Source organism: Massilia sp. IC2-477 (assembly GCF_020707265.1).
Lineage (GTDB): Bacteria > Pseudomonadota > Gammaproteobacteria > Burkholderiales > Burkholderiaceae_D > Telluria.
In genome coordinates, this window is record NZ_JAJFEQ010000014.1 from 68,946 (window position 1) to 91,340 (window position 22,395).

Annotated in this window: 22 protein-coding genes and 1 tRNA gene; 11 read left to right on the plus strand and 12 right to left on the minus strand. The window is 65.1% G+C overall.

Annotated features, from left to right (window positions below):
• Positions 1 to 65: 65 nt before the first annotated feature.
• On the plus strand, positions 66 to 2,138 hold the full coding sequence (locus LK542_RS22465) for a M13 family metallopeptidase (protein ID WP_227813655.1): 2,073 nt from the start codon (positions 66 to 68) through the stop codon (positions 2,136 to 2,138).
• A gap of 57 nt (positions 2,139 to 2,195) precedes the next feature.
• Here LK542_RS22465 and LK542_RS22470 read toward each other — a convergent pair whose 3' ends face one another.
• The 3 genes from LK542_RS22470 to LK542_RS22480 form a co-directional block, all read right to left on the minus strand.
• On the minus strand, positions 2,196 to 2,636 hold the full coding sequence (locus LK542_RS22470) for a nuclear transport factor 2 family protein (protein WP_227813656.1): 441 nt from the start codon (positions 2,634 to 2,636) through the stop codon (positions 2,196 to 2,198).
• A 66-nt stretch (positions 2,637 to 2,702) separates the two neighbouring features.
• Positions 2,703 to 3,074 (minus strand): VOC family protein, encoded by a 372-nt coding sequence (locus LK542_RS22475; RefSeq protein WP_227802906.1) that lies wholly within the window; start codon positions 3,072 to 3,074, stop codon positions 2,703 to 2,705.
• Positions 3,075 to 3,184: 110 nt separating this feature from the next.
• Complete coding sequence (locus tag LK542_RS22480; protein WP_227802907.1) at positions 3,185 to 3,640, minus strand: fasciclin domain-containing protein; 456 nt, start codon at positions 3,638 to 3,640, stop codon at positions 3,185 to 3,187.
• Positions 3,641 to 3,889: 249 nt separating this feature from the next.
• On the opposite strand from LK542_RS22480, the gene LK542_RS22485 reads away from it, so the two are divergent.
• The 3 genes from LK542_RS22485 to LK542_RS22495 all read left to right on the plus strand — a co-directional run bounded on the left by LK542_RS22485 (position 3,890) and on the right by LK542_RS22495 (position 7,631).
• Positions 3,890 to 5,539 (plus strand): M28 family metallopeptidase, encoded by a 1,650-nt coding sequence (locus LK542_RS22485; protein WP_227813657.1) that lies wholly within the window; start codon positions 3,890 to 3,892, stop codon positions 5,537 to 5,539.
• 146 nt (positions 5,540 to 5,685) lie between these two features.
• Positions 5,686 to 7,293: a S10 family peptidase gene (locus LK542_RS22490; protein WP_227813658.1), complete on the plus strand. Its 1,608-nt coding sequence runs from the start codon at positions 5,686 to 5,688 to the stop codon at positions 7,291 to 7,293.
• A 5-nt stretch (positions 7,294 to 7,298) separates the two neighbouring features.
• Positions 7,299 to 7,631, plus strand: coding sequence for an EF-hand domain-containing protein (locus LK542_RS22495; protein ID WP_227813659.1), 333 nt, complete (start codon positions 7,299 to 7,301; stop codon positions 7,629 to 7,631).
• A gap of 57 nt (positions 7,632 to 7,688) precedes the next feature.
• Here the strand turns inward: LK542_RS22495 and LK542_RS22500 are convergent, their stop codons facing one another.
• The 3 genes from LK542_RS22500 to LK542_RS22510 all read right to left on the minus strand — a co-directional run bounded on the left by LK542_RS22500 (position 7,689) and on the right by LK542_RS22510 (position 9,116).
• Complete coding sequence (locus LK542_RS22500; protein ID WP_227813660.1) at positions 7,689 to 8,471, minus strand: PEP-CTERM sorting domain-containing protein; 783 nt, start codon at positions 8,469 to 8,471, stop codon at positions 7,689 to 7,691.
• A gap of 178 nt (positions 8,472 to 8,649) precedes the next feature.
• Complete coding sequence (locus tag LK542_RS22505; RefSeq protein ID WP_227813661.1) at positions 8,650 to 8,988, minus strand: zinc ribbon domain-containing protein YjdM; 339 nt, start codon at positions 8,986 to 8,988, stop codon at positions 8,650 to 8,652.
• A 52-nt stretch (positions 8,989 to 9,040) separates the two neighbouring features.
• A tRNA-Phe gene (locus LK542_RS22510) sits at positions 9,041 to 9,116 on the minus strand.
• A gap of 110 nt (positions 9,117 to 9,226) precedes the next feature.
• Here LK542_RS22510 and LK542_RS22515 point away from each other — a divergent pair.
• The 7 genes from LK542_RS22515 (at position 9,227) to LK542_RS22545 (ending at position 17,821) form a co-directional block, all read left to right on the plus strand.
• Positions 9,227 to 10,444 (plus strand): FAD-dependent monooxygenase, encoded by a 1,218-nt coding sequence (locus LK542_RS22515; protein ID WP_227813662.1) that lies wholly within the window; start codon positions 9,227 to 9,229, stop codon positions 10,442 to 10,444.
• Between the two features lie 31 nt (positions 10,445 to 10,475).
• Positions 10,476 to 11,195: a DsbC family protein gene (locus LK542_RS22520; protein WP_227813663.1), complete on the plus strand. Its 720-nt coding sequence runs from the start codon at positions 10,476 to 10,478 to the stop codon at positions 11,193 to 11,195.
• 69 nt (positions 11,196 to 11,264) lie between these two features.
• Entirely contained in the window at positions 11,265 to 11,723 is a 459-nt protein-coding gene (locus tag LK542_RS22525; RefSeq protein WP_227802916.1) for a (2Fe-2S)-binding protein, read from the plus strand.
• Between the two features lie 10 nt (positions 11,724 to 11,733).
• A complete protein-coding gene (locus LK542_RS22530; RefSeq protein WP_227813664.1) occupies positions 11,734 to 13,935 on the plus strand; it encodes a xanthine dehydrogenase family protein molybdopterin-binding subunit in 2,202 nt (733 codons plus the stop codon).
• Between the two features lie 4 nt (positions 13,936 to 13,939).
• A complete protein-coding gene (locus tag LK542_RS22535; RefSeq protein ID WP_227813665.1) occupies positions 13,940 to 14,512 on the plus strand; it encodes an NTP transferase domain-containing protein in 573 nt (190 codons plus the stop codon).
• 81 nt (positions 14,513 to 14,593) lie between these two features.
• Positions 14,594 to 16,423, plus strand: a complete 1,830-nt coding sequence (locus LK542_RS22540; protein WP_227813666.1) for a M61 family metallopeptidase — start codon at positions 14,594 to 14,596, stop codon at positions 16,421 to 16,423.
• A 90-nt stretch (positions 16,424 to 16,513) separates the two neighbouring features.
• Positions 16,514 to 17,821, plus strand: coding sequence for an amidohydrolase (locus tag LK542_RS22545; protein WP_227813667.1), 1,308 nt, complete (start codon positions 16,514 to 16,516; stop codon positions 17,819 to 17,821).
• 153 nt (positions 17,822 to 17,974) lie between these two features.
• Here the strand turns inward: LK542_RS22545 and LK542_RS22550 are convergent, their stop codons facing one another.
• The 6 genes from LK542_RS22550 to LK542_RS22575 form a co-directional block, all read right to left on the minus strand.
• A complete protein-coding gene (locus LK542_RS22550) occupies positions 17,975 to 18,370 on the minus strand; it encodes a hypothetical protein (protein WP_227813668.1) in 396 nt (131 codons plus the stop codon).
• Positions 18,371 to 18,572: 202 nt separating this feature from the next.
• On the minus strand, positions 18,573 to 19,061 hold the full coding sequence (locus LK542_RS22555; protein ID WP_227813669.1) for a TonB C-terminal domain-containing protein: 489 nt from the start codon (positions 19,059 to 19,061) through the stop codon (positions 18,573 to 18,575).
• A gap of 93 nt (positions 19,062 to 19,154) precedes the next feature.
• Entirely contained in the window at positions 19,155 to 19,955 is an 801-nt protein-coding gene (gene trpC / locus LK542_RS22560; protein WP_227813670.1) for an indole-3-glycerol phosphate synthase TrpC, read from the minus strand.
• Between the two features lie 8 nt (positions 19,956 to 19,963).
• The gene (locus LK542_RS22565) at positions 19,964 to 20,599 is read right to left on the minus strand and encodes a LysE family translocator (RefSeq protein WP_227813671.1); all 636 of its coding nucleotides are present in this window, start codon (positions 20,597 to 20,599) and stop codon (positions 19,964 to 19,966) included.
• An 11-nt stretch (positions 20,600 to 20,610) separates the two neighbouring features.
• Positions 20,611 to 21,651 (minus strand): anthranilate phosphoribosyltransferase, encoded by a 1,041-nt coding sequence (gene trpD, locus LK542_RS22570; protein WP_227813672.1) that lies wholly within the window; start codon positions 21,649 to 21,651, stop codon positions 20,611 to 20,613.
• A gap of 180 nt (positions 21,652 to 21,831) precedes the next feature.
• On the minus strand, positions 21,832 to 22,395 hold the full coding sequence (locus LK542_RS22575; protein WP_227813673.1) for an aminodeoxychorismate/anthranilate synthase component II: 564 nt from the start codon (positions 22,393 to 22,395) through the stop codon (positions 21,832 to 21,834).

Sequence of the window (22,395 nt, forward strand, 5' to 3'; positions counted from 1 at the left end):
GCATGGCTCAGTCTGTTGGATTAGGATCGTCCGGTTCCATACCAACAACACGGAGAGAGAGAGTCATGAAGCCTAGCTTGTGCAGCACCCTGATCGCAGGCCTGTTCGCAGTCGCATCCCAGGCCGGTGCGCACGAGGGCGCCCCCGCCAATACCGCCGCCCCGTCGGCTGCCGTCGCCGGCGCGGTGTCTGGCATCGAGGTCGCCGCGATGGACCGCGAGGTGCGCGCGCAAGACGACTTCTTCCGCTACACCCAGGGCAAATGGCTGAAGGACGTCGAGATCCCGTCCGACCGTTCCAGCTGGGGCGCCTTCAACATCGCCCAGGACAAGGTCGAGCAGCAGATCGCCGCCATCGTCGCCGAAGCCGCCGCTAGCCGTGATGCGAAGGCCGGCACCGAAGCCCAGAAGATCGGTGACCTCTATACCAGCTACATCGACCAGGCGCGCCGCGACCAGCTTGGCCTGGCGCCGCTCAAGACCGAACTGGCGCGTATCCAGGCGCTGAAGGACAAGCGCGGCCTGGCGACCCTGATGGGACGCCTCGACCGCATCGGCGTGGACGGCCCGGTCGGCATGTACGTCGGCCAGGACAACAAGGATTCGACCCGCTACGTGGTCAGCATTTCGCAGTCGGGCCTGGGGATGCCGGACCGCGACTATTACCTGAACGATAGCGATGCGCGCCTGAAGGACACCCGCGCCAGGTACCAGGCCCACGTCGAGAAGATGCTGGCGCTGGCCGGCCACCAGGATGTCGCCGCCAAGGCGCAGGACATCGTGGCGCTGGAAACGGGGATCGCCCGCATCCAGTGGACCAAGGTCGAGAACCGCGATCCGGTCAAGCGCTACAACAAGAAGACCCTGGCCGAGCTCCGTGCCCTGGCGCCGGGCTTCGACTGGAACAGCTACCTGAAGGGCACGGGCGCCGGCAAGGTGGGCTCGGTGATCGTCAGCCAGCCGTCCTACCTGGAAGGCCTGGACAAGCTGATTGCCGCAACCCCGGTCGACACCTGGAAGTCCTACTTCGAGTTCCGCATGCTGAGCTCCTACGCTCCCTACCTGTCGCAGGCCTTCGTGGACGAGAGCTTCGCCTTCCGCGGCGCGGTGCTGTCGGGCCAGAAGGAAAACCGTCCACTGGAGAAGCGCGCGATCGCGGAAGTGAACCGCACCCTGAGCGAAGTGGTGGGCAAGGCCTACGTCAGCCGCCACTTCCCGGCCGAGCGCAAGCAGCAGGTGCTGGACATGGCGAAGAATTTCATTACCGCCTTCGGTGAAGGCATCGACCAGCTCGCATGGATGTCGCCCGAGACCAGGAAGCAGGCGCACGCCAAGCTCGCCAAGATCAACGTGAAGATTGGCTACCCGGACAAGTGGCGCGATTACTCGAAGCTGAAGATCGTGCGGGGCGACCTGGTCGGCAACATGATGCGTGCGCGCGAGTTCGGCCACGACTACATGGTGAACCGCCTCGGCAAGCCGGTCGACCGCAGCGTGTGGAGCATGTCGCCGCAGACCGTCAACGCCTACTACAGCCCGACCCTGAACGAAGTCGTGTTCCCGGCCGCGCGCCTGCAGTATCCGCTGTACGACGCCGACGCCGAACCGGCGGTCAACTACGGTTCGGTCGGCATCTCGATCGGCCACGAGATCAGCCACGCGTTCGACGACAAGGGTTCGCAATACGACGGCGACGGCAACCTGCGCAACTGGTGGACCGAGGAAGACGCGAAGCAGTTCGCCGCACGCGGCAAGGTGCTGGTCGACCAGTACGCCGGCTACAGCCCGCTGCCGGGCTACCACCTGAACGGCGAACTGACCCTGGGCGAGAACATCGCCGACAACGCCGGCGCCATCATGGCCAGCCGCGCCTACAAGATCTACCTGAAGGGCAAGCCTGGTCCGGTGATCGACGGCTTCACCGCTGAACAGCGCCTGTTCATGGGGCTGTCGCAGGCGCGCAAGGGCAAGGCGCGCGACGCCGCGCTGATCTCGCAGGTCAAGACCGACCCGCACTCGCCGGCGGAATTCCGCGTCAACGGCAGCCTGCGCAACCACCCGGGCTTCTACGAAGCCTTTGGGGTCAAGCCGGGCGACAAGATGTACCTGGACCCGAAGGATCGCGTGATCTTCTGGTAAGGCCAGTCTGGTCTGTCCACGCGAACGCCACCGCAAGGTGGCGTTTTCTTTTTCCGCTCAATGCGGCGCCGGAGCAGACGCCCCTTTGGCGAGCGGAAAACATTGGAAAGCCTCCACCGCGACATGCACATCGAGAAATTCGCGGAAGGCCGTAATCTGGCTGTCGGCGACCGTGAAGATGTGCACCCAGTCGCTTTCGAATTCGCGGCCGGTGTCGCGCGCGGTCCAGGCGCCGTGGCCGAGGACCACCACCTTGTCGCCCTGGGCGATGAATTCGCGCGGCGTGAATTCGCGCGTTTCCTGTAGTTCGCTGTTCATCCGGAAGTACTCGGCCACCTGTTCGCGGCCCTGGCGCCTGCCGGTGAAGCAGAGCTGGGGCACGGCCGGGATCTCCCAGGAGATCGTCGGCGCCATGCACCCCAGCACATGCTCGAGATCGTGGTTGGCAAACGCCGTATAGGCCTGGCGCACCAGGTCGACATTCTGCTGCTCGCTCATCGCCGTCTCCTGCAGGGAAAGGATGGGCTTTCAGTATCGTTCAGAATCGCGATTGTGCAAGGGCGCTCAGCCTTGCGCAGCCTCGATCAGCTCGACCCGGTTGCCGAAGGGATCTTCGATGCCCGCGCGGCGCCGTCCATAGACCTGGGCTTCCTCGCGTACCTCCACGCCGCGTTCGCGCAGCAGGGCGCAATAGGCGTCGAAATCCTCGACAAAGAAGGCCGGATGCGCCTTCTTGGCCGGCACAAAGTTGGCCTGGCCGCCGATGTGCAGTTGCGAGGCGCCGGCGCTGAACCACACGCCGCCATTGGCGTTCAGCGGCGCCGGCTTCGGCACCTCGGCCAGGCCCAGCACGCCGCCGTAGAAGGCACGCGCTTCATCGTCGGCGCCCGGAGGAGTGGCGACCTGGACGTGATCGATACCGGCAATATGGGGCATGGGCTTCTCCGCGATGGTGTAGAGAAGGCATTATCGCATCCCATGCGTGTGCCGCTTTCAATAAAAAACGGCCAGCGCAAGCTGGCCGGCATCGCCTGGGGGAGGGCGAATTAGTTCGGCATGATCACCGAGTCGATGACATGGATGACGCCGTTGTCGGCCGCCACGTCGGTCTTGACGACCTTGGCCTTGTCGACCGAGACCGTGCCGCCCTTGGCGCTGACGGTCAGGCTGCTGCCCTCCACGGTCTTGACCGGTCCCGGCTTGACGTCGGCGGCCATCACCTTGCCCGGCACCACGTGGTAGGTCAGGACCTTGGTCAGTGCGGCCTTGTCCTTCAGCAGGGCGTCCAGCTTGGCCTTCGGGATCTTGGCAAAGGCCGCGTCGGTCGGCGCGAACACCGTGTACGGTCCCGGGCCCTTGAGGGTATCGACCAGGCCCGCAGCCTGCACGGCGGTGATCAGGGTGTTGAAGCTGCCTGCCGACTTCGCGGTGTCCACGATGTCCGCAGCCTGCGCGGCCGTCAGGGAGAAGGCCATGAGGCTGCCGAGTACGATCTTCTTCATCTTGCGCTCCTTGGTTGGTTGTACCGAGATTGTCTAAAGAATATTAGCTGATATCGACCCGTTGTCCAGTTGGTGAACTGGAAAATCCTTTAAATAGTCGGTTCAATTTGAAGACAAGTCCGTGTCGTGAACTGCAGGGAGCGGCAGCACGGCGCTGCGGGCCTGCACCGGTGGGGAGAAGGAGTGGAAGCGGCCCGATTTGCGTGGTACTGTGGCCGCCTTGCACTTTCTCAACAAGGGAGCCCTGCATTGAAAAACCTGACTCTTGCCTTGATCGGCGTGGCCGCGGCCACTAGCTACGCGGCGGAAACGCCGAAGTTCGATCCCAAACGCCTGTCCCAGGACGTGAAGGTCCTGTCCTCGGACGACTTCGAGGGCCGCGCCCCGAATTCCGCGGGTGAGACCAAGACCGTCGATTACCTGGTCCAGCAGTTCAAGGCCGCCGGCATGCAGCCGGGCGGCGACCTCGCAGGCGGCAAGCGCGCCTGGACCCAGGACGTGCCCCTGGGCCGCTTTGAAATCAAGGGCCCGGTCACGCTGAACCTGACTGAGGGCGGCAAGAGCCGCAGCTTGAGGCAGGGCGAGGACATGGCGGTGCGCGCCTCGATGAGCGGTATGAAGCAGGTCAGCTTCAAGAACGCGCCGCTGGTCTTCGTCGGCTACGGCGTCACCGCGCCGGAGCGCAAGTGGGACGACTTCAAGGGCATGGACCTGAAGGGCAAGCTGGCCGTGGTCCTGATCAACGACCCGGACTTCGAGACCGGCAAAGGCGAATTCGGCGGCAAGGCGATGACCTATTACGGCCGCTGGACCTACAAATATGAGGAAATGGCGCGCCGCGGCGCGCTGGGCACCATCATCGTGCACGAAACCGCGCCGGCCTCCTACGGCTGGCCGACCGTGAAGAATTCGAACACCAACGTGATGTACGACGTGGTACGCAAGGAGCCGCTCAAGTCGCACGCGCCGATGGAAGCCTGGATCCAGCGCGACCTCGCCGCCAGCCTGTTCAAGTCGGCCGGCCTCGATTTCGAGGCGGCCAAGAAGCAGGCCCAGACGCGCGATTTCAAGCCGGTCGAACTGAAGGGCATCACCCTGTCGGCCGACTACGCGGTCGATGCGCAGGTGATCAAGTCGAAGAACGTGGTCGCGATCCGCGAAGGCAGCAAGCAGCCGAACCAGTACGTGATCTATAGCGGCCACTGGGACCACCTGGGGGTAGGCCAGCCGGACGCCAAGGGCGACAAGATCTATAACGGCGCCGTCGACAACGCCACCGGCATCGCCGCCATGCTGGAACTGGCGCGCGCCTACGGCAAGCAGCCGGCGCCAGCGCGCAGCGTCGTGTTCCTGGCAGTGACGGCGGAAGAGAAGGGCCTGCTCGGTTCCGAGTACTATGCCTCGAACCCGCTGTATCCGCTGGCGTCGACCGTCGCCGTGATCAACATGGACGCCCTGAGCCCGCACGGCCCGTCGCGCGACTTCAACATCACGGGCAACGCCAAGCAAGAGCTGCTGGACCAGCTGGTGGCCAAGGCCAAACAGTGGAACCTGAGCTATTCGCCGGACCCGAAACCGGAAGCGGGCTACTTCTTCCGCTCCGACCACTTCCCCTTCGCCAAGCGCGGCGTGCCGGCGCTCTCGTTCGGCTCGGGCATGGACCGCGTCGAAGGCGGCGTGAGGGCAGGGAAGGCCACCGAAGAAGCCTACACGGAGAAGAACTACCACCAGCCGTCGGACGCTTTCGACCCGAGCTGGCCCTTCACCGGCATGGCGCGCGACCTGGAGCTGCTGTATGCGCTGGGCAGGGACCTGGCCAATTCGGGCAACTGGCCGAACTGGGCGAAGGAGTCGGAATTCCGCGCGGCGCGCGACAAGTCGGCCGCCGAGCGGAAGTAAGCCAGCCGTTTGACCGGCGCGAACGCCACCGCATGCGGTGGCGTTTTTCATTGTGCGCCGCAGACACATGCATACCGCTTTACTGTTGAGTTTTTTGGCGGCAGGTGGATAATCGGCCCATACCGCCGATATTTACAAGAACAATCATGGCTTACTCTTCCGTGCACCGACCGCAGCACACCGTTCACTTCGTCAGGTTGACCGGCATACTGCTGGCCGCCAGCCTGGCCGCCTGCGGAGGAGGTGGGGGCGGCACCCCGGCAACGGCGCCGCCACCGGTGGTGCAGCAACCGCCTCCGGTCACGGCGCTGCCGGGCAGCTACGCCGATCCGGTCCTGTACTCGGGCGCGGCCACGGCCTCGCTGCCCAGCGCGCAGGAGCAGGCCGCCAAGGTCCAGGCCAAGATCACCCTCGACGGCAAGCCGCTCGACTATACCGCCACCACCGGCCACCTGACCGCCACCGACCTGGCAAGCGGCCAGCCGGCGGCCTCCTTCTTCTACGTCGCCTATACCGCCGGCAGCTTGCCCGCGGCGCAGCGGCCGCTCACCTTCTTTTTCAACGGCGGACCGGGTTCGTCCTCGGTCTGGCTGCACATCGGATCGTTCGCACCGCGCCGGCTGGCGACCAGCTTCCCGGCCACCACGCCTGCCGCCGTGGCGGGCAACCTGGTCGACAACCAGGAAACGCTGCTGGATCACTCCGACCTGGTGTTCGTGGATGCCATCGGCACCGGCTATTCGCAGGCGATCGCGCCGCGCACCAATGCCCAGTTCTGGGGCGTGGACCAGGATGCGGCGGCCTTCCGCGATTTCGTGCGGCGCTACCTCGCCGTCAACAACCGGCAAGCCTCGCCGCTCTACCTGTTCGGCGAATCCTACGGCGCGCCGCGCGCCGCCGTGCTGGCCAACCTGCTCGAGAGCGCCGGCGTGCGCGTGGCCGGCGTGATGCTGCAGTCGGCCGCCATGAACTACACCAGCAACTGCGGCATGTTCAATCCTGGCCAGGCCAGCTGCGAAGGCTATATCCCGAGCTATGCGGCGGTGTCGTACTACCACCAGAACGGCAGCCTGCCGACCGACTTCTCGACGGTGCTGCAGAAAGCGCGCGAATTCGCCGCCGGCCCTTACCGCAGCGAAGTCAATGCCTTCATCGCGAACAAGACCGCGCCGAGCGAGGCGAGCATCGCCCAGCTGGTGTCCTATACGGGACTGGCGGCGGCGACCTGGCGCCAGGACTTTTCGATGGTGCCGGGCGCCTACCGCCAGCGCCTGCTGCCGGGCCAGATGATTGGCCGCTACGATGCCCGGGTGAAGGCGCCCAGCGGCAGTGCGCTGACGGTCGACGGCGACCCGTCGCTGACGGTGGTCGGCCCCGCCGTCAACGGCAGCGTCAAGAATTACCTGCAAAACGAATTGCGCTACACGGCGCTCACGAACTACATCGGCTCCAACAACGTGCTGAACCTGTGGAACTTCAGCCACGACGGCAAACCCCTGCCGGACACGATTCCGGACCTGGCCGCGGCCATGACCCTGAATCCCGCCCTGAAGGTGATCGCCATGAGCGGCTACCATGACCTGGCGACGCCTTTCTACCAGACCGAGCTCGATCTGGCACGGCTGGGCCCCGGGGCCGCGATCCAGATCCGCAACTACAACAGCGGGCACATGAGCTATCTCGACGACGAGGTGCGGCGCCTGCAGAAGGCCGACCTGCGCGCCTTCTACAACAGCGTATCGGTGGCACAATGAAGACCATGCCTATCCTGTTTTTGCTGATGATTGCGGTGGGTTCGGCCAGCGCGCAGGAGCCGGTCGGCGACGCCCAGTTGCCGCCGGCCCTGAGGAACCTGCCGCCTGCGCCGCCGCCCGCGGCCGGCGCTGCGCTGCAGGCGCAGGCGCTGGCCAAGCTCGAGGCGCAGTTCCGGGCGGCCGACCGCGACAATAATGGCAGCCTGACGCCCGAAGAAGCCAAGGGCTTCGGCTTCGTCGCCAAACACTTCGAGGCCATCGATACCGCGCGCCGTGGCGCGGTCAGCTTCGACGAACTGCGCGCCTATCTCGCGCGATCGAAAGCCGAACGGCGCTAGGAAGACAAAAGCGCCACCCGAAGGTGGCGCTTTGCGCATCCGAAAAGCACTGATGCCTCAGCGGTCCGTCTTGCGGCCGCGCCGCGAGGCGAGCAGTCCCGCACCGCCGGCGACCATTAGCAGCCAGGTGGCCGGAAGGGGGACGGCGGCCGGCGCAATGCCCTGCACGCCGACGGTGAAGCCATTCCAGTATTCGCTCGTCATGCTGCGCCAGCTCAGCGAATTAAATGCCCCGGTAAAGCGGATCGCGCCGTGGGGTTCCCCGGTGCCGATCAGGCGGTATTCGATGTTGCCGCCCCCGAGATCGATCACTTGCTTGGTCACGCTGCCGCAGCCGTAATGGCCGCAGCTGTTATTGCCGGGCGCTGCGGCCCCAAGGCCGGCGCCATAGCTGAGGATCTCGAAGTCCTGGTTCAGGAAGGCATAGCCGTTGCCGTTCAGGCTGACAAAGGCGAATACCGGGTTGAGGACCGTTTGCGAGAACGTGAGCGTCTGGTTGCCCGCGTACTGCAGCGCGATGATGTCGCTGTCGCTGGGCGCGTTGTCGACCTGGGCGCTGGTGTATGGCGAGTTGGCGGCAGGAAGGCCCGGAGACCAGTAATTGGTGCCGCCACTGGACTGGTAGAAGCCAATGCCGGCGGCGTTGGTATAGGTGACGTTGAGGGTCGTGCTTGCGGTGGTGATGCTGCCGTTGCCAATGAACCCGCGGCCGGGATCGGCATCGGCGCCAGTCCAGTCGGTCCAGTAAACCGGAGCGGCGCTAGCGGCGCCTCCGGCAAGGGCCAGGGTCAAGGCAGGAATAGCGCGAAACAGTTTCGCGCCAAGGCGTCGAGTCGTCATAAGTTCTCCCTAGTGTGTCTGGTGTGTCGACTGTGCGAGTGACAGTCGGTATGGCATTGTAAGCAACTTTTATGCCACGAAACTAAGCAGTTGATTTATAAGACAGCACGAAAAGCAGGGAGAGCAGGGCGTAAGATTTTCCGACAGTCGCCAATTACAGTGCCGTTTTGCGCCTGACTCAAGCCTTGCGCACGAATTCTGTCTTGAGGCTCATCGCGCCGAAACCGTCGATCTTGCAGTCGATGTCGTGGTCGGCGTCGACCAGGCGGATGTTCTTGACCCGGGTGCCCTGCTTGATCACGCCGCCCGAGCCTTTCGGCTTCAGGTCCTTGATGACGGTGACCGTATCGCCATCCTGCAGGATAGTGCCGGAGGCATCACGCCAGACCCGGCCCGCTTCGGCCGCTTGCGCCTCTACCTGCCATTCGTGGGCACATTCCGGGCAGACGTACTGGCCGCCGCCGTCTTCATAGGTGAGGGTGGAGCGGCATTGCGGGCAGGGAGGGAGTGTGTGCATGGCGACCTCGGAATGCAAAAACGCCACCCGAAGGTGGCGTTTTCTGGAATCTTGGTGGCCCGGGGCGGAATCGAACCACCGACACAAGGATTTTCAATCCTCTGCTCTACCAACTGAGCTACCAGGCCAAGAGAGGCATGATTATAGCCAGCGATTTTCATCTGCGCAAGCCCCCGCGCATCCGGCACGCTACAAGGACGGCCGGGCGCGCTGTTGACATCTCGCTATAATGTATTTCATGACCACCACTTCCGCCCAATACCGCAGCGACGTCTGCATCGTCGGCAACGGCGCCATCGCCAAGACTGCCGCCCTCGGTTTCGCCCAGTCGGGATACAGCGTCACCCTCCTGGTGCCGCCGGCGCGTCCGGCGCCCGAGACGGCGACCCTGTCCGCGGCGGACAAGCCCTGGGACGTGCGGGTCTACGCCCTGAACCACACGGCGCACGACCTGCTGGCCTCGATCAAGGTGTGGGGCGCGCTCGACCTGGCCCGCGTGCAGCCGGTGGATGCGATGGATATCCGCGGCGATGGGCAGCAGGGCGGCAACCTCGGTTTCGACGCCTTCGGCGCCCATGTCGGCACCCTGGCCTGGATCGTCGAGGACAGCAACCTGAACGGCGCGCTGGACGCGGCCCTGAAGTTTGCCGCCAACGTCCAGATTGTCTCCGGCTGCGCCTGCGACCTCAGCTGCAGCGAGCTGGGCGCCGCGGTCGTACTGGAAGACGGCACGAAGATCGCCTGCGAACTGGTCATCGGCGCCGACGGCCGCGAATCCTGGGTGCGCGGGCAGTGCGACATCGGGGTCGACTACCGCATGTACCACCAGCGCGCCATCGTCACCAATTTCGCCTGCGACAAGCCGCACCATGGCGTGGCCTATCAATGGTTCACCTGCGCCGACGGCATCATCGCGCTGCTGCCGCTGCCCGGCAACCGCGTCTCGCTGGTGTGGTCGGCTCCGGAAACCCTGGCCGACACCCTGATGGACGAATCGCTCGGCGAGATGGCGATCCGCCTGGCCGAATACGCCGACGACAAGCTCGGCACCCTGCGTCCCCTGCAGCCGGAAGCCGTCAAGGCGGTGCCGCTGGCGCTGGTGCGCCCGCATTCGCTGGTGGCGCCGCGCGTGGCCCTGGTGGGCGACGCCGCCCATGCGGTGCATCCGCTGGCCGGCCACGGCATGAACCTCGGTTTCGGCGACATCGTCGACCTGCTGCAGGTGTTGCGCGAACGCGAAGACCGGCGCGGCATCGCCGACGAGCGGGTGCTGGCGCGCTATGCCCGCAAGCGCAAGGAAGACGTGCTCTTGATGCAATGGGCCACCGACGGGTTGGAGCGTTTGTTCGGCGCCAACCTCGAACCCCTACGCGTCGTGCGTAATTTCGGATTAAACTTGCTCGATAAATTGCCTTCCGTTAAGCGGCGCCTGATAGCGCATGCGATGGGCAAGTAATCCACCCAGAAGCACCACCTAAGGAATTGTCATGTTGAAAACGAAGGTCGCCGTCCTGCTGGCGACGGGCCTGCTCGCATCCTGCGTCGAAGCGCAGAACACCACCGAGGCCACCATCAAGAAGGCGCTCGAACCGCGCCTGGGCGGCGCCAAGATCGAGGCGATCCGCGAGACTCCCTATGGCGGCCTGTACGAAGTGCGCGTGGCCGGCGATATCCTGTACACGGACAAGAAGGGCGAGTACCTGTTCATCGGTCACGTCTACGACACCAAGACCTCGACCAACCTGACGCGCGCCCGCGTCGACGAGATCAACAAGATCAAGTTCTCCGACCTGCCGCTCGAAATGGCGCTGAAACAGGTCAAGGGCAACGGCAAGCGCCAGATCGCCGTGTTCGAGGACCCGAACTGCGGCTACTGCAAGCGCCTGCGCCAGACCACGCTCAAGGACATCGACAACGTCACCATCTACACCTTCATGTACAACATCCTGTCCGAGGATTCGTTCGTGAAGTCGAAGAACATCTGGTGCGCGCCCGATCGCGTCAAGGCCTGGGATGACTGGATGATCAACGGCAAGCTGCCGCCGACCGCGCCCGCCGCCTGCGAGTCGCCGAACGACAAGGTGGTGGCCCTCGGCCAGAAGCTGCGCATCCAGGGCACCCCGGCCATCTTCTTCACTGACGGCTCGCGCATTCCCGGCGCGGTCGACCTGAAGGGGCTGGAAGCCAAGCTCGAATCGCTGAAATAACAATGATGGCCGGCTGAAGCCGGCCACGAGTAAAAGAACAACAACGCAGTCCACAACAGGGAGCAGTACATGGTCACCTTGAACATCAACGGGCGCGACCTCCAGGTCGACGCCGATCCGAGCACGCCCATCCTCTGGGCACTGCGCGACAACCTCAACATGACGGGCACCAAGTTCGGCTGCGGCGCGGCCCTGTGCGGCGCCTGCACCGTACACCTGGACGGCAACCCGATCCGCGCCTGCGTCACGCCGATCGCGAGCGTGCAGGGTCAAAAAATCACCACCATCGAAGCGATGGAGAACGACAAGGTCGGCAAGGCGGTGCAGGACGCCTGGGTCAAGCACGACGTGCCGCAGTGCGGCTACTGCCAGAGCGGCCAGGTGATGAGCGCCGTCGCCCTGCTGCGCACCAACAAGCGCCCGCTCGACGCCGACATCGACAACGCGATGAGCGGCAACATCTGCCGCTGCGGCACCTACCAACGGATCCGCGCGGCCATCAAGGATGCCGCCAAGACCCTGGCCTGAGGAGCGCGCCATGAAATTCGACTGGATCGACCGCTCCACCGTGGGAGCTGGCCTGACGCGCCGCGGCTTCCTGAAGGCTGGCGCCGCCGCCACCGGCGGCCTGGTGCTCGGCTTCACCCTGCCGGGCGCGAACCGCTTCGCCCAGGCTGCCGAGGCCAAGGTGTACGCACCCAACGCGTTCCTGCGCATCGCACCCGACAACACCGTCACCGTGATCGTCAACCGCCTCGAGTTCGGCCAGGGCGTGCATACCGCGCTGCCCATGCTGATCGCGGAAGAACTCGACGCCGATTGGTCGCAGATGCGCGGCGAGCTGGCGCCGGCCGGCGAGGTCTACAAGGACCCAGCCTTCGGCATCCAGATCACCGGCGGTTCGGGCAGCATCGCGCGCGGCTACACCCAGTACCGCGAGATCGGCGCGCGCGCCCGCGCCATGCTGGTGGCGGCCGCCGCCGAGCAGTGGAAGGTCGAGCCTTCCAAATGCACGACATCCAAAGGCATGGTGCTGGGCCCAAACGGCCAGAAGGCTAGCTACGGCTCGCTCGCTGACGCCGCGATGAAGCAGCCGGTGCCCGCCACCGTGGTGCTGAAGGAAGCGAAGGCCTTCCGCTACATCGGTAAACCAATGCGCCGCATCGATGCGCGCGCCAAGTCGAGCGGCCGCCAGCAGTTCGGCATCGATTTCAAGCCGGAGAACGCGGTCACCGTGCTGGTGGCGCGCCCGCCGGTGTTCGGCGCGAAAGTGACGAAGTTCGACGCCGGCGCCGCGCGCGCCGTCAAGGGCGTGCTCGAGGTGCTGGAAGTGGAGCTGGACCGCGGCGCGCGCGGCGTCGCCGTGTTCGCGACCGGCTACTGGCCCGCAAAACAGGGGCGCGAAGCGCTGCAGGCCGAATGGGATACGGGCGCCGTCGAGAAAGTCGACAGCGCGCGGCAGCTGGACGAATACCGCAAGCTGGCCAAGGCCCCGGGCGGGGCGGTCGCGCGTGCGGCCGACGTCTCGAAGCTGGCGACTTCCGCCCACAGGATCTCGGCCGTCTACGAATTCCCGTACCTGGCGCACGCGCCGATGGAGCCGCTCAACTGCGTCGTCGATCTGAAGGATGAGGCCTGCACGATCTGGGCGGGCACGCAGTCGCAAACGGTCGACCAGCAGGTGGCGGGGCAGATCCTCGGCCTCAAACCCGAGCAGGTCACCATCAACACCATGATGGCCGGCGGCGGCTTCGGCCGCCGCGCGGTCCTGGCCTCGGACTGGATCGGCGATACGCTGCGTGTCGCAAAGGCGTGGCGCGCTGCCGGCAAGAGCGGTCCGGTCAAGCTGGTGTGGAGCCGCGAGGACGACATCCGCGGCGGCTACTACCGCCCATCCTATGTGCACCGCGCCGACCTCGGCCTCGACGCCAATGGCCAGATCGTCGCCTGGGACCACAAAATCGTCGGCCAGTCGATCATGGCCGGCACCATCTTCGAGCCGATGATGGTCAAGAATGGCGTGGACGGCAGCACCATCGAAGGCATGGGCGAGCCCTACGCCGTACCGCTCAATCTCAGCGTGGACGGCGTCAGGCAGAACGTGCCGGTGCTGTGGTGGCGCTCGGTGGGTGCAACCCACACGGCCTTCGTGATGGAGACCCTGATCGACGAGGCGGCCCATGCGGCCAAGGCTGATCCGGTTGCCTACCGCAAGAAGCTGATGGGCGAGAAGCATGTGCGCCACCGCGCCGCACTGGATCTTGCGGTGGCGAAGTCCGGCTATGGCACGAAGAAGCTGCCGAAAGGGCGCGCCTGGGGCGTGGCCGTGCACGAGTCCTTCGGCTCGGTGGTGGCCTACGTGGTCGAAGCCTCGGTGGTCGACGGCGTGCCCAAGCTGCACCGCGCGGTGGCGGGCGTGCACTGCAACCAGGCGGTGAATCCGCTGTCGATCGAGGCGCAGGTGCAGGGCGCGGCCCTGATGGGTCTGGGCATGACCCTGCCGGGCGCTGCGATCACGCTCAAGGATGGCGTGGTCGAGCAGCAGAACTTCGGCGACTATGTGGTGGCCCGTCACCACGAGATGCCGCAGGTCGAGGTCCACATCGTGCCCTCGAACGACCCGCCCACGGGCATCGGCGAACCGGGCCTGCCGCCGCTGGCGCCGGCCTTTGCCAATGCCGTGTTCCGGCTGACCGGCAAGCGCCTGCGCAAGCTGCCTTTCGACCTGGCCACGGCGTAAGGCCATGAAACTGGCCGGTATCCTGCTTGCCGCCGGCCGGGGGCGCCGCTTCGATCCCGAGGGCAGGCGCAACAAGCTGCTGCAGCAGCTGCCCGGCGGCGACCTCGTGGTCGCCGCCAGCGCCCGCCATCTCCTTTCCTGTGTCCCGCGCGTGATCGCGGTCGTCCCGCCCGACGACGGCGGCGTCGCCGCCATCCTGCGCGCGCTTGGCTGCGACGTCGCCATCTGCCCCGAGGCCGATACCGGCATGGGCGCCTCGCTGGTGCAGGCCATCCGCCATTCGCTGCCGGCCGAGGGCTGGCTGGTGGCGCTCGGCGACATGCCCTACGTCCGGGAATCCACGCTGGCCGCGCTGCGCGACGCCGTATTTGACGGCGCCGGTATCGCCGTGCCGACCCATGGCGGACGGCGCGGCAATCCGGTGGCTTTCGGAGCCGAACATCGCGATGCGCTGCTGGCGCTGGGCGGAGACCAGGGCGCGCGCCGGCTGCTGCAAACCTGTCCGGTCACCGAGCTCGTCGTCGACGATCCGGGCATCCTGCGCGACATCGACACTCCTTCGGATCTGCTGGCATGACATATGCATGCGATTGTTTCCAGTCCTGGTGAATGCGATTACACTAGGACGCAACCATTGCCGCATGAGCACCCAAACAATATGAAAAAACCTTCCCCTAAAAAGAAGCCCGAGCAGCCCGCCATCCTGTACACCATCGTGCCGAAGGACCTGGCCGGGCACCTGTTCAATGTCACGGTGACGGTGGCGGCGCCCGATCCGGAAGGGCAGGTGTTCGCACTGCCCGCATGGATTCCGGGCAGCTACATGATCCGCGAATTCGCCCGCAACATCGTGCGCATCCGCGCTGAGAGCGCCGGCCAGGACGTCCTGCTCACCAAGCTGGACAAGCACTCGTGGCGTGCCGCGCGCGTGGCCGGTCCGCTGACCCTGCACTACGAGGTCTATGCCTGGGACCTGTCGGTGCGCGCCGCCCACCTCGACCAGACCCACGGCTTCTTCAACGGCACCAGCGTGTTCCTGCGCGTGGCAGGGCAGGAAGCGCTTGCCCACCAGGTCGACATCCAGCGCCCCGGCGACCCGCTGGCGAAAAGCTGGCGCGTGGCCACCGCGATGAAGGAACTGGGCGCCAAGCGCTATGGCTTCGGCACCTACGTAGCGGCCAATTACGACGAGCTGATCGACCACCCGGTCGAGATGGGCGACTTCGAGCTGGCCACCTTCAAGGCGCACGGCATCCCGCACGACATCGTGATCACGGGCCGCGTGCCCAACCTCGACATGGCGCGCCTGCAGGCCGACCTGAAAGCCATCTGCGAAACCCAGATCGCCTTCTTCGAGCCGGAGGCCAAACGCGCGCCGATGGACCGCTACGTGTTCATGACGATGGCGGTCGGCGACGGTTACGGCGGCCTCGAGCACCGCGCCTCGACCGCCCTGATCTGCGCGCGCGCCGACCTGCCCAGCCTGGCGGCGCCAAAGAGCGCCGAACCGGGCGAGGGCTACCTGCGCTTCCTGGGCCTGTGCAGCCACGAGTACTTCCACACCTGGAACGTCAAGCGCATCAAGCCGGCCGCGTTCGCGCCCTACGACCTGCAGGTCGAGAACTACACCCCATTGCTCTGGCTGTTCGAGGGCTTCACCAGCTACTACGACGACCTGATGCTGGTACGCGCCGGGATCATCGGCGAAGCGACCTATTTCAAGCTGCTGTCCAAGACCGTCGGCGGCGTGCTGCGTGGCAGCGGACGCCTGAAGCAGAGCGTGGCCGAGTCCAGCTTCGACGCCTGGAGCAAGTACTACCGCCAGGACGAGAATTCGCCGAATGCCATCATCAGCTACTACACCAAGGGTTCGCTGATCGGCCTGGCCTTCGACCTGACCATCCGTGCCAAGACCAGCGGCGCGAAGTCGCTGGACGACGTGATGCGGGCGCTGTGGGAGCGTTTCGGACGCGATTTCTATGATGGCGCGGGCCGCGGCGTCACCGAGGCGGAGGTCGAGGCGGTCTTCGACGAAGTGGCGGGCACCCGCCTGCGCTCCCAGTTCGAACGCTGGGTGCGCGGCACCGAAGACCTGCCGCTGGCCAAGCTGTACGCCCCCTTCGGCGTCAAGCTGGTGGACGAGCGCAAGGGCGGCAAGCCTTCGTTCGATGCCAACATCGGCCGCGACCCGCTGGGCGCCAAGCTGAACCAGGTCCACGAAGGCGGCGCCGCGCACCGCGCCGGCCTGTCGGCGCAGGACGTGGTGATCGCGATCGACGGCCTGCGCGTCAACGGCAACCCGTCGAACGTGGACACGCTGCTGTGCCGCTACCGCGTCGGCGACAAGCTCAAGGTCCATGCCTTCCGCCGCGACGAGCTGATGGAATTCGACGTGACCCTGCAGGGCGACCGCGTGCCGGGCATCACCCTGTCGCAGGCGGTGGCGGGAAAGAAGTCGACCGCATTGAAGCGCCCAAGCAGCGTGTAATGTGTACGGCGGCGCTGCCGCCGTGTTGTTCTTGTAGGGTGGTCGGCTGTGCCGACCGCGCGTTCCACCCGTACCTGCACTGAGGCTCCCTTGAAATCCACCCTGATCGCCGCCGTCCTGTCCCTCACTACCGCTTCCGCACTAGCCCAGGTCTCCGCTCCCCTCAAATCCGACATCAACACCCGGGTCAATGGCATGTACCCCTGGCTCGACACGGTCTACAAAGACCTGCACGCCAATCCCGAGATCGCCTTCCAGGAAGTCCGCACCGCCGGCAAGCTGGCGGCGGAGATGCGCAAGCTCGGCTTCGAGGTGACGGAAAAGGTCGGCAAGACCGGCATCGTGGCGGTCCTGAAGAATGGCGCCGGCCCCACCGTGCTGGTGCGCACCGAGATGGACGGCCTGCCGATGGAAGAGAAGACCGGCTTGCCGTACGCCAGCCGCGCGAAGGCGGTCAGCGATGGCCGCGAAAGCTTCGTCACCCACAGCTGCGGTCACGACGTGCACATGGCAGGCTGGCTGGGCGCCGCACGCACGCTGGCCGAGATGAAGGCGAAGTGGAAGGGCACGCTCGTGTTCATCGCCCAGCCGGCCGAAGAAATCGTGTCCGGTGCAAAAGCGATGCTGGACGACGGCCTGTTCAAGCGCTTCCCGAAACCGGACTACGCCTTTGCCCTGCATTCCTGGCCGCTGGCCTACGGCACGGTGGGCTTCAATTCCGGACCGGTCTCGTCCAACTCGGACGCGATCGAGATCGTGTTCAAGGGCCGCGGCGGCCACGGCTCGGCGCCCGACAAGTCGGTCGACCCGATCACCATTGCCGCGCGCTTTGTGGTGGACGTGCAGACCGTGGTCAGCCGCGAGAAGGATCCGAAGGAGTTCGGCGTCGTCACCATCGGCGCGATCCAGGGTGGCACCGTCGGCAACATCATCCCGGACAGCGTGCAGGTGCGCGGCACCATCCGTTCCTACAGCCCGGCCGTGCGCGCCAAGCTGCTCGATGGCGTGCGCCGCGTGGCGAATGCGTCCGCGGCGATGGCCGGCGCGCCGGCGCCCGACGTGCAGTTGATCAGCGGCGGGGCGGCCATCGTCAACAGCGACGCGCTGGTGCAGAAGACCGAAGCCGTGTTCAAGGACGCCTTCGGCGCCGCCAACGCCCAGCGCATGCCGGCCATGACCGCCAGCGAGGACTTCTCGCTGTTCGTCAACGAAGGCGTGCCGTCGATGTTCTTCTTCACCGGCGTCTACGATCCGAAAGCGGTGGCGGAGGCCGAGCGCGAAGGTGGCAAGCCGATCGCCTTCAACCATTCGCCGTTCTACGCGCCGGTGCCGGAACCGTCGATCAAGACGGCGGCGCAGGCCATGAGCCTGGCGGTGCTGAATGTGCTGGGGCGCTGAGAATAGGAGAGGAACGCTGCATTCCTGTGTAGACGTGCTTGCCGTTCCGAGAACGGACCAATAGCCGAGCCATCACACGGACAGTCGCGCTTGCGGCGGTTGCAGAGAAGAGACTTGACTACCGGCGGGGCGGTAGTCAAGTCGGACACATGCTTAATTGTTGAACAGGCCCGTCTTTTGCGTGACGTCGGCTTCGCTCATCGAAAAACGTTTCACGATACTATCGGTGTCGTACAGGACGACGAGTTCTTTCTTCTTGCCACTTGCGCTAGCGCCAAACAGATTCACGATCGGAACATAGCTGATTGCGTCAGCCGATACGTTCGTAAAATCGTAGTTCCAGACTTCCAGGCCACCATCGGTAAAAGTCGTTTTCGTAGGCGATCCGAACATCGCACGAATTTCGGATTTCGTGGTTTTGCCTTGCACGATTTTCTGTGCGACCGAGCTTTCGGTTTCTTTACGCAGCGACTCACTTCCGACGCTCGCGCATCCGCTCACCGCGAAGGCGACGACAACCGCGCCGCACATGGAGATAAACTTATTCATTTCAGGCCCTATTCTGGTTTTTCGTTATCGGTGCAATGAAGGATATGCACCGTTGGGCACAGTAATGCATAAAGTACACTCACGCTATAGACAACCGGCGATTCCAAACTATTTGTGTCCCCATTGCAACATTTTTATGGATCATGAATAAAGATCGGATAATCGCTTACTCAACGCGCATTTTCGATATTTCTCCAATCGATTATTGTGGGCCAGCGAGAGAGCGCAGTTGAAAGCGGTAATCGCGGTCGAACAGGAAGGTTTCCGAAAAGGTGATCGCCTTGCTGTTCGCGGCAAGCAGTCCGTGCGGGCGGGGGAGGGGACCGCTGCGCAGCATCGAGGCCAGCGCCACGCGCGAGGCATCGGGGTCGCGCGAGCGCTGCACCTGTACGTCGGTCAGCTGGCCATCGCGGTCCACCGTGATGCTGACCACGACCACGGCCGGCAGCATGGGCGGCAGGCGTCCGCTGAAGCTGCGGTCGGCATTGCGATCGAGGATGTGGCGCGCCACATTCGCCTTGTAGGCGTCGAGGGTGAGTGATGGCGGCGGCGCGGGTGCCGGCGTCGGCGCCACCGCCTCTTTGACGGCGACCGTGCTGCGTTCTTCGACGGGGACGGGCGGCGGGCTGGCGCATCCGGCCAGGGCGGCCAGCAGGGGGAGCTGCGCTTTACTGCGAAGAGAAATGTTCATGGCGGATGAAGGAGCGTCGCAGGTTGGCGCCTCGGGGGCGCTTAACTTCGACGCTGCTCATCATCCGGAGTTCCGTATCTTGTCTTGCCCGCGCTAGCCGAACAGTCTCTGCAGTTCCACACCAGGATCGGGCGCGCGCATGAAGGCTTCGCCGACCAGGAAGGCGTGGACGTCGGCGTCGCGCATGCGCTTCACGTCCGCCGGCCCCATGATGCCGGACTCGGTCACCACCAGGCGCTCGGCCGGAATGCGCGGCAGCAGGCCGAGCGTGGTGTCGAGCGAGACCTCAAAAGTACGCAGGTTGCGGTTGTTGATGCCCAGCAGGGGCGTTTTCAGCTTCAGCGCCGCGGTCAGCTCGTCGCCGTCGTGCACCTCGACCAGCACGTCCATGCCCAGCTCCATGGCGCAGGCTTCCAGTTCCGCCATCAGGCCGTGGTCCAGTGCCGACACGATCAGCAGGATCGCATCCGCGCCCATCGCGCGCGCCTCGTACACCTGGTAGGGATCGACGATGAAGTCCTTGCGGATGACGGGCAGGGTGCAGGCGGCGCGCGCCTCGCGCAGGTAAGCTTCCGAACCCTGGAAGAACTGCACGTCGGTCAGCACCGATAGGCAGGCCGCGCCGTGCGCCGCATAGCTCTGCGCAATCGCGGCCGGCTGGAAGTCGGGACGCAGCACGCCTTTCGAGGGCGAGGCCTTCTTCACTTCCGCGATGATGCCGGCCTGGCCTGCGGCGATTTTTTTGCGCAGGCTGTTCTCGAAGCCGCGGATGCCCCGGCGCGCCTCGGCGTCGCTTTCCACGTCGCGGCGCAGGCTTGGCAGGTCGCGCTGCTTCTTCGCAGCGGCCACCTCAATGGCCTTGACGGCCAGGATTTTGTTCAGGATGTCGGACATGGAAAACCTTAGTGTTGCTTGGACAGTGCGAGTTTCACGCCCAGCCAGACGAACAGGCCGCCGGTGACGCGGTTGAGCCACAGCGAGACGGTCGGGTTGAGCTTGATGCGCTCGCTGGCCTTGGCGGTGGTGAGCGCCAGCGCACTGCACCACAGCATGCCGTTGAAGTTGAAGATGCAGCCGAGGATGATGAAGGCCAGCGCCTTGTTCGGTGCGTCGGCGTCGATGAACTGCGGGACGAAGGCCAGGAAGAACACGGCGACCTTCGGATTGAGGACATTGGTCAGGAAGCCCTGCGCGAAGATCTTCCGGTAGGGGAGCGCTGGCAGCACCGGCGCCGCCGCCGTGCCTTCGGCTTTGCGGCTGCGCAGCAGTCCCAACGCCATCCACAGGATGTAGGCCGCGCCGAGCAGCTTCACCACCGTGAAGGCGGTCGCCGACGTGGCCAGCACCGCGGACAGGCCCAGTGCGGCCGCGAAGATGTGCACCAGGGTGCCGGTGCCGATGCCGAAGGCGGCAGCGACGCCGGCGCGCCAGCCCTGGGTTGCGCTGCGGGTCATGATCAGGAGCGAATCCGGCCCCGGCATGATGTTCAGGAGCAGTCCGGAAAGAATGAACAGGGGCAGGTCATGGATTCCGAACATGCTGGGTCCTCTTATTGAAGGTGGCCGCCGAGCTGGCGCGTGACGGTGACGAATTGCTCGAGTTTGGCCAGGGCCGCGCCGGACGCGATCGTAGCACGGGCTTTCGCCAGTCCTTCCTCGATCGACGAAACAACCCCGGCCGCATACAGCGCGGTGCCGGCGTTGAGCGCCACGATATCGGTGGCCGGACCGGCTTCGCCGCGCAGCGCTTCCAGTACCCGCTCTTTCGACTCCGCGGTGTTGGCCACTTTCAGGTTGCGGCTCGAGATCATCGACATGCCGAAGTCTTCCGGATGGATCTCGTATTCGCGGATCTCGCCGTCGACGAGTTCACCGACCAGGGTGCCGGCGCCGAGCGAGACTTCGTCCATGTTGTCACGGCCCCAGACCACCATTGCATGCTGGGCGCCGAGGCGCTGCAGCACGCGCACCTGGATGCCGACCAGGTCGGGGTGGAACACGCCCATCAGGATGTTCGGGGCGCCGGCCGGGTTGGTCAGCGGACCCAGGATGTTGAAGATGCTGCGCACGCCCAGTTCGCGGCGCACCGGCGCCACATGCTTCATGGCGGCGTGGTGGTTCGGGGCGAACATGAAGCCGATGCCGGTCTGGGCGATCGACTGGGCGATCTGTTCGGGTTTCAGGTCGATCTGGGCGCCGAGCGACTCGATCAGGTCGGCGCTGCCGCTCGACGACGAGACGCTGCGGCCGCCGTGCTTGGCCACGCGCGCACCGGCGGCTGCGGCAACGAACATCGAGGCGCTCGAGATGTTGAAGGTGTTCGCGCCGTCGCCGCCCGTGCCGACGATGTCGAGCAGGTTGGTGGTGTCGGCCATCGGCACCTTGGTCGAGAATTCGCGCATCACCTGCGCGGCGGCGGTGATCTCGCCGATGGTTTCCTTCTTGACGCGCAGGCCCATGGTCAGGGCCGCCACCATGGTCGGCGACATCTCGCCTGACATGATCTGGCGGAACAGGTGCAGCATCTCGTCGTGGAAGATCTCACGGTGTTCGATACAGCGCAGCAGGGCTTCTTGTGGAGTGATCGGCATGGCGGTTCCAGTATGTGAATGTCGTTTGCGTATCGCTCGGCCCGCAGCTTTATCCCGTCATTCCGGCGAAGGCCGGAATCCAAGTTCATTGCGTACCACTAGCTCGAACAGTGTGGCTACTCTTGGAAAATTGGGTTCCGGCCTTCGCCGGAACGACGGTCTTGAGGCTGGCGGTAAACGTCAGCGCTCGAGAAAATTCTTCAGCAGCGCGTGGCCGTGTTCCGACAGGATCGACTCGGGATGGAACTGCACCCCTTCGATGTCGTACTCCTTGTGGCGCACGCCCATGATTTCGCCGTCGTCGGTCCACGCCGTCACTTCCAGGCAGTCCGGCAGCGAGGCGCGCTCGATTGCCAGCGAGTGGTAGCGGATCACGGTGAAGGGACTCGGCAAGCCCTTGAACACGCCTTCGCCAGTGTGGGCGATCAGCGAGGTCTTGCCGTGCATGACCTGCTTGGCGCGGATCACATTGCCGCCGAAGGCTTCGCCGATCGCCTGGTGGCCGAGGCACACGCCCAGGATCGGCAGCTTGCCCTTGAATTCGCGCAGGATGTCGAGCGAGAGGCCGGCATCCTTGGGCGCCTTCGGGCCCGGCGAGATGCAGATGCGCTCGGGCGCCATCGCTTCGATATCTTTCAACGTGATTTCGTCGTTGCGCACGGTGCGCACGTCCTCGCCCAGTTCGCCGAAATACTGGACGATGTTGTAGGTGAACGAGTCGTAGTTGTCGATCATTAGCAGCAT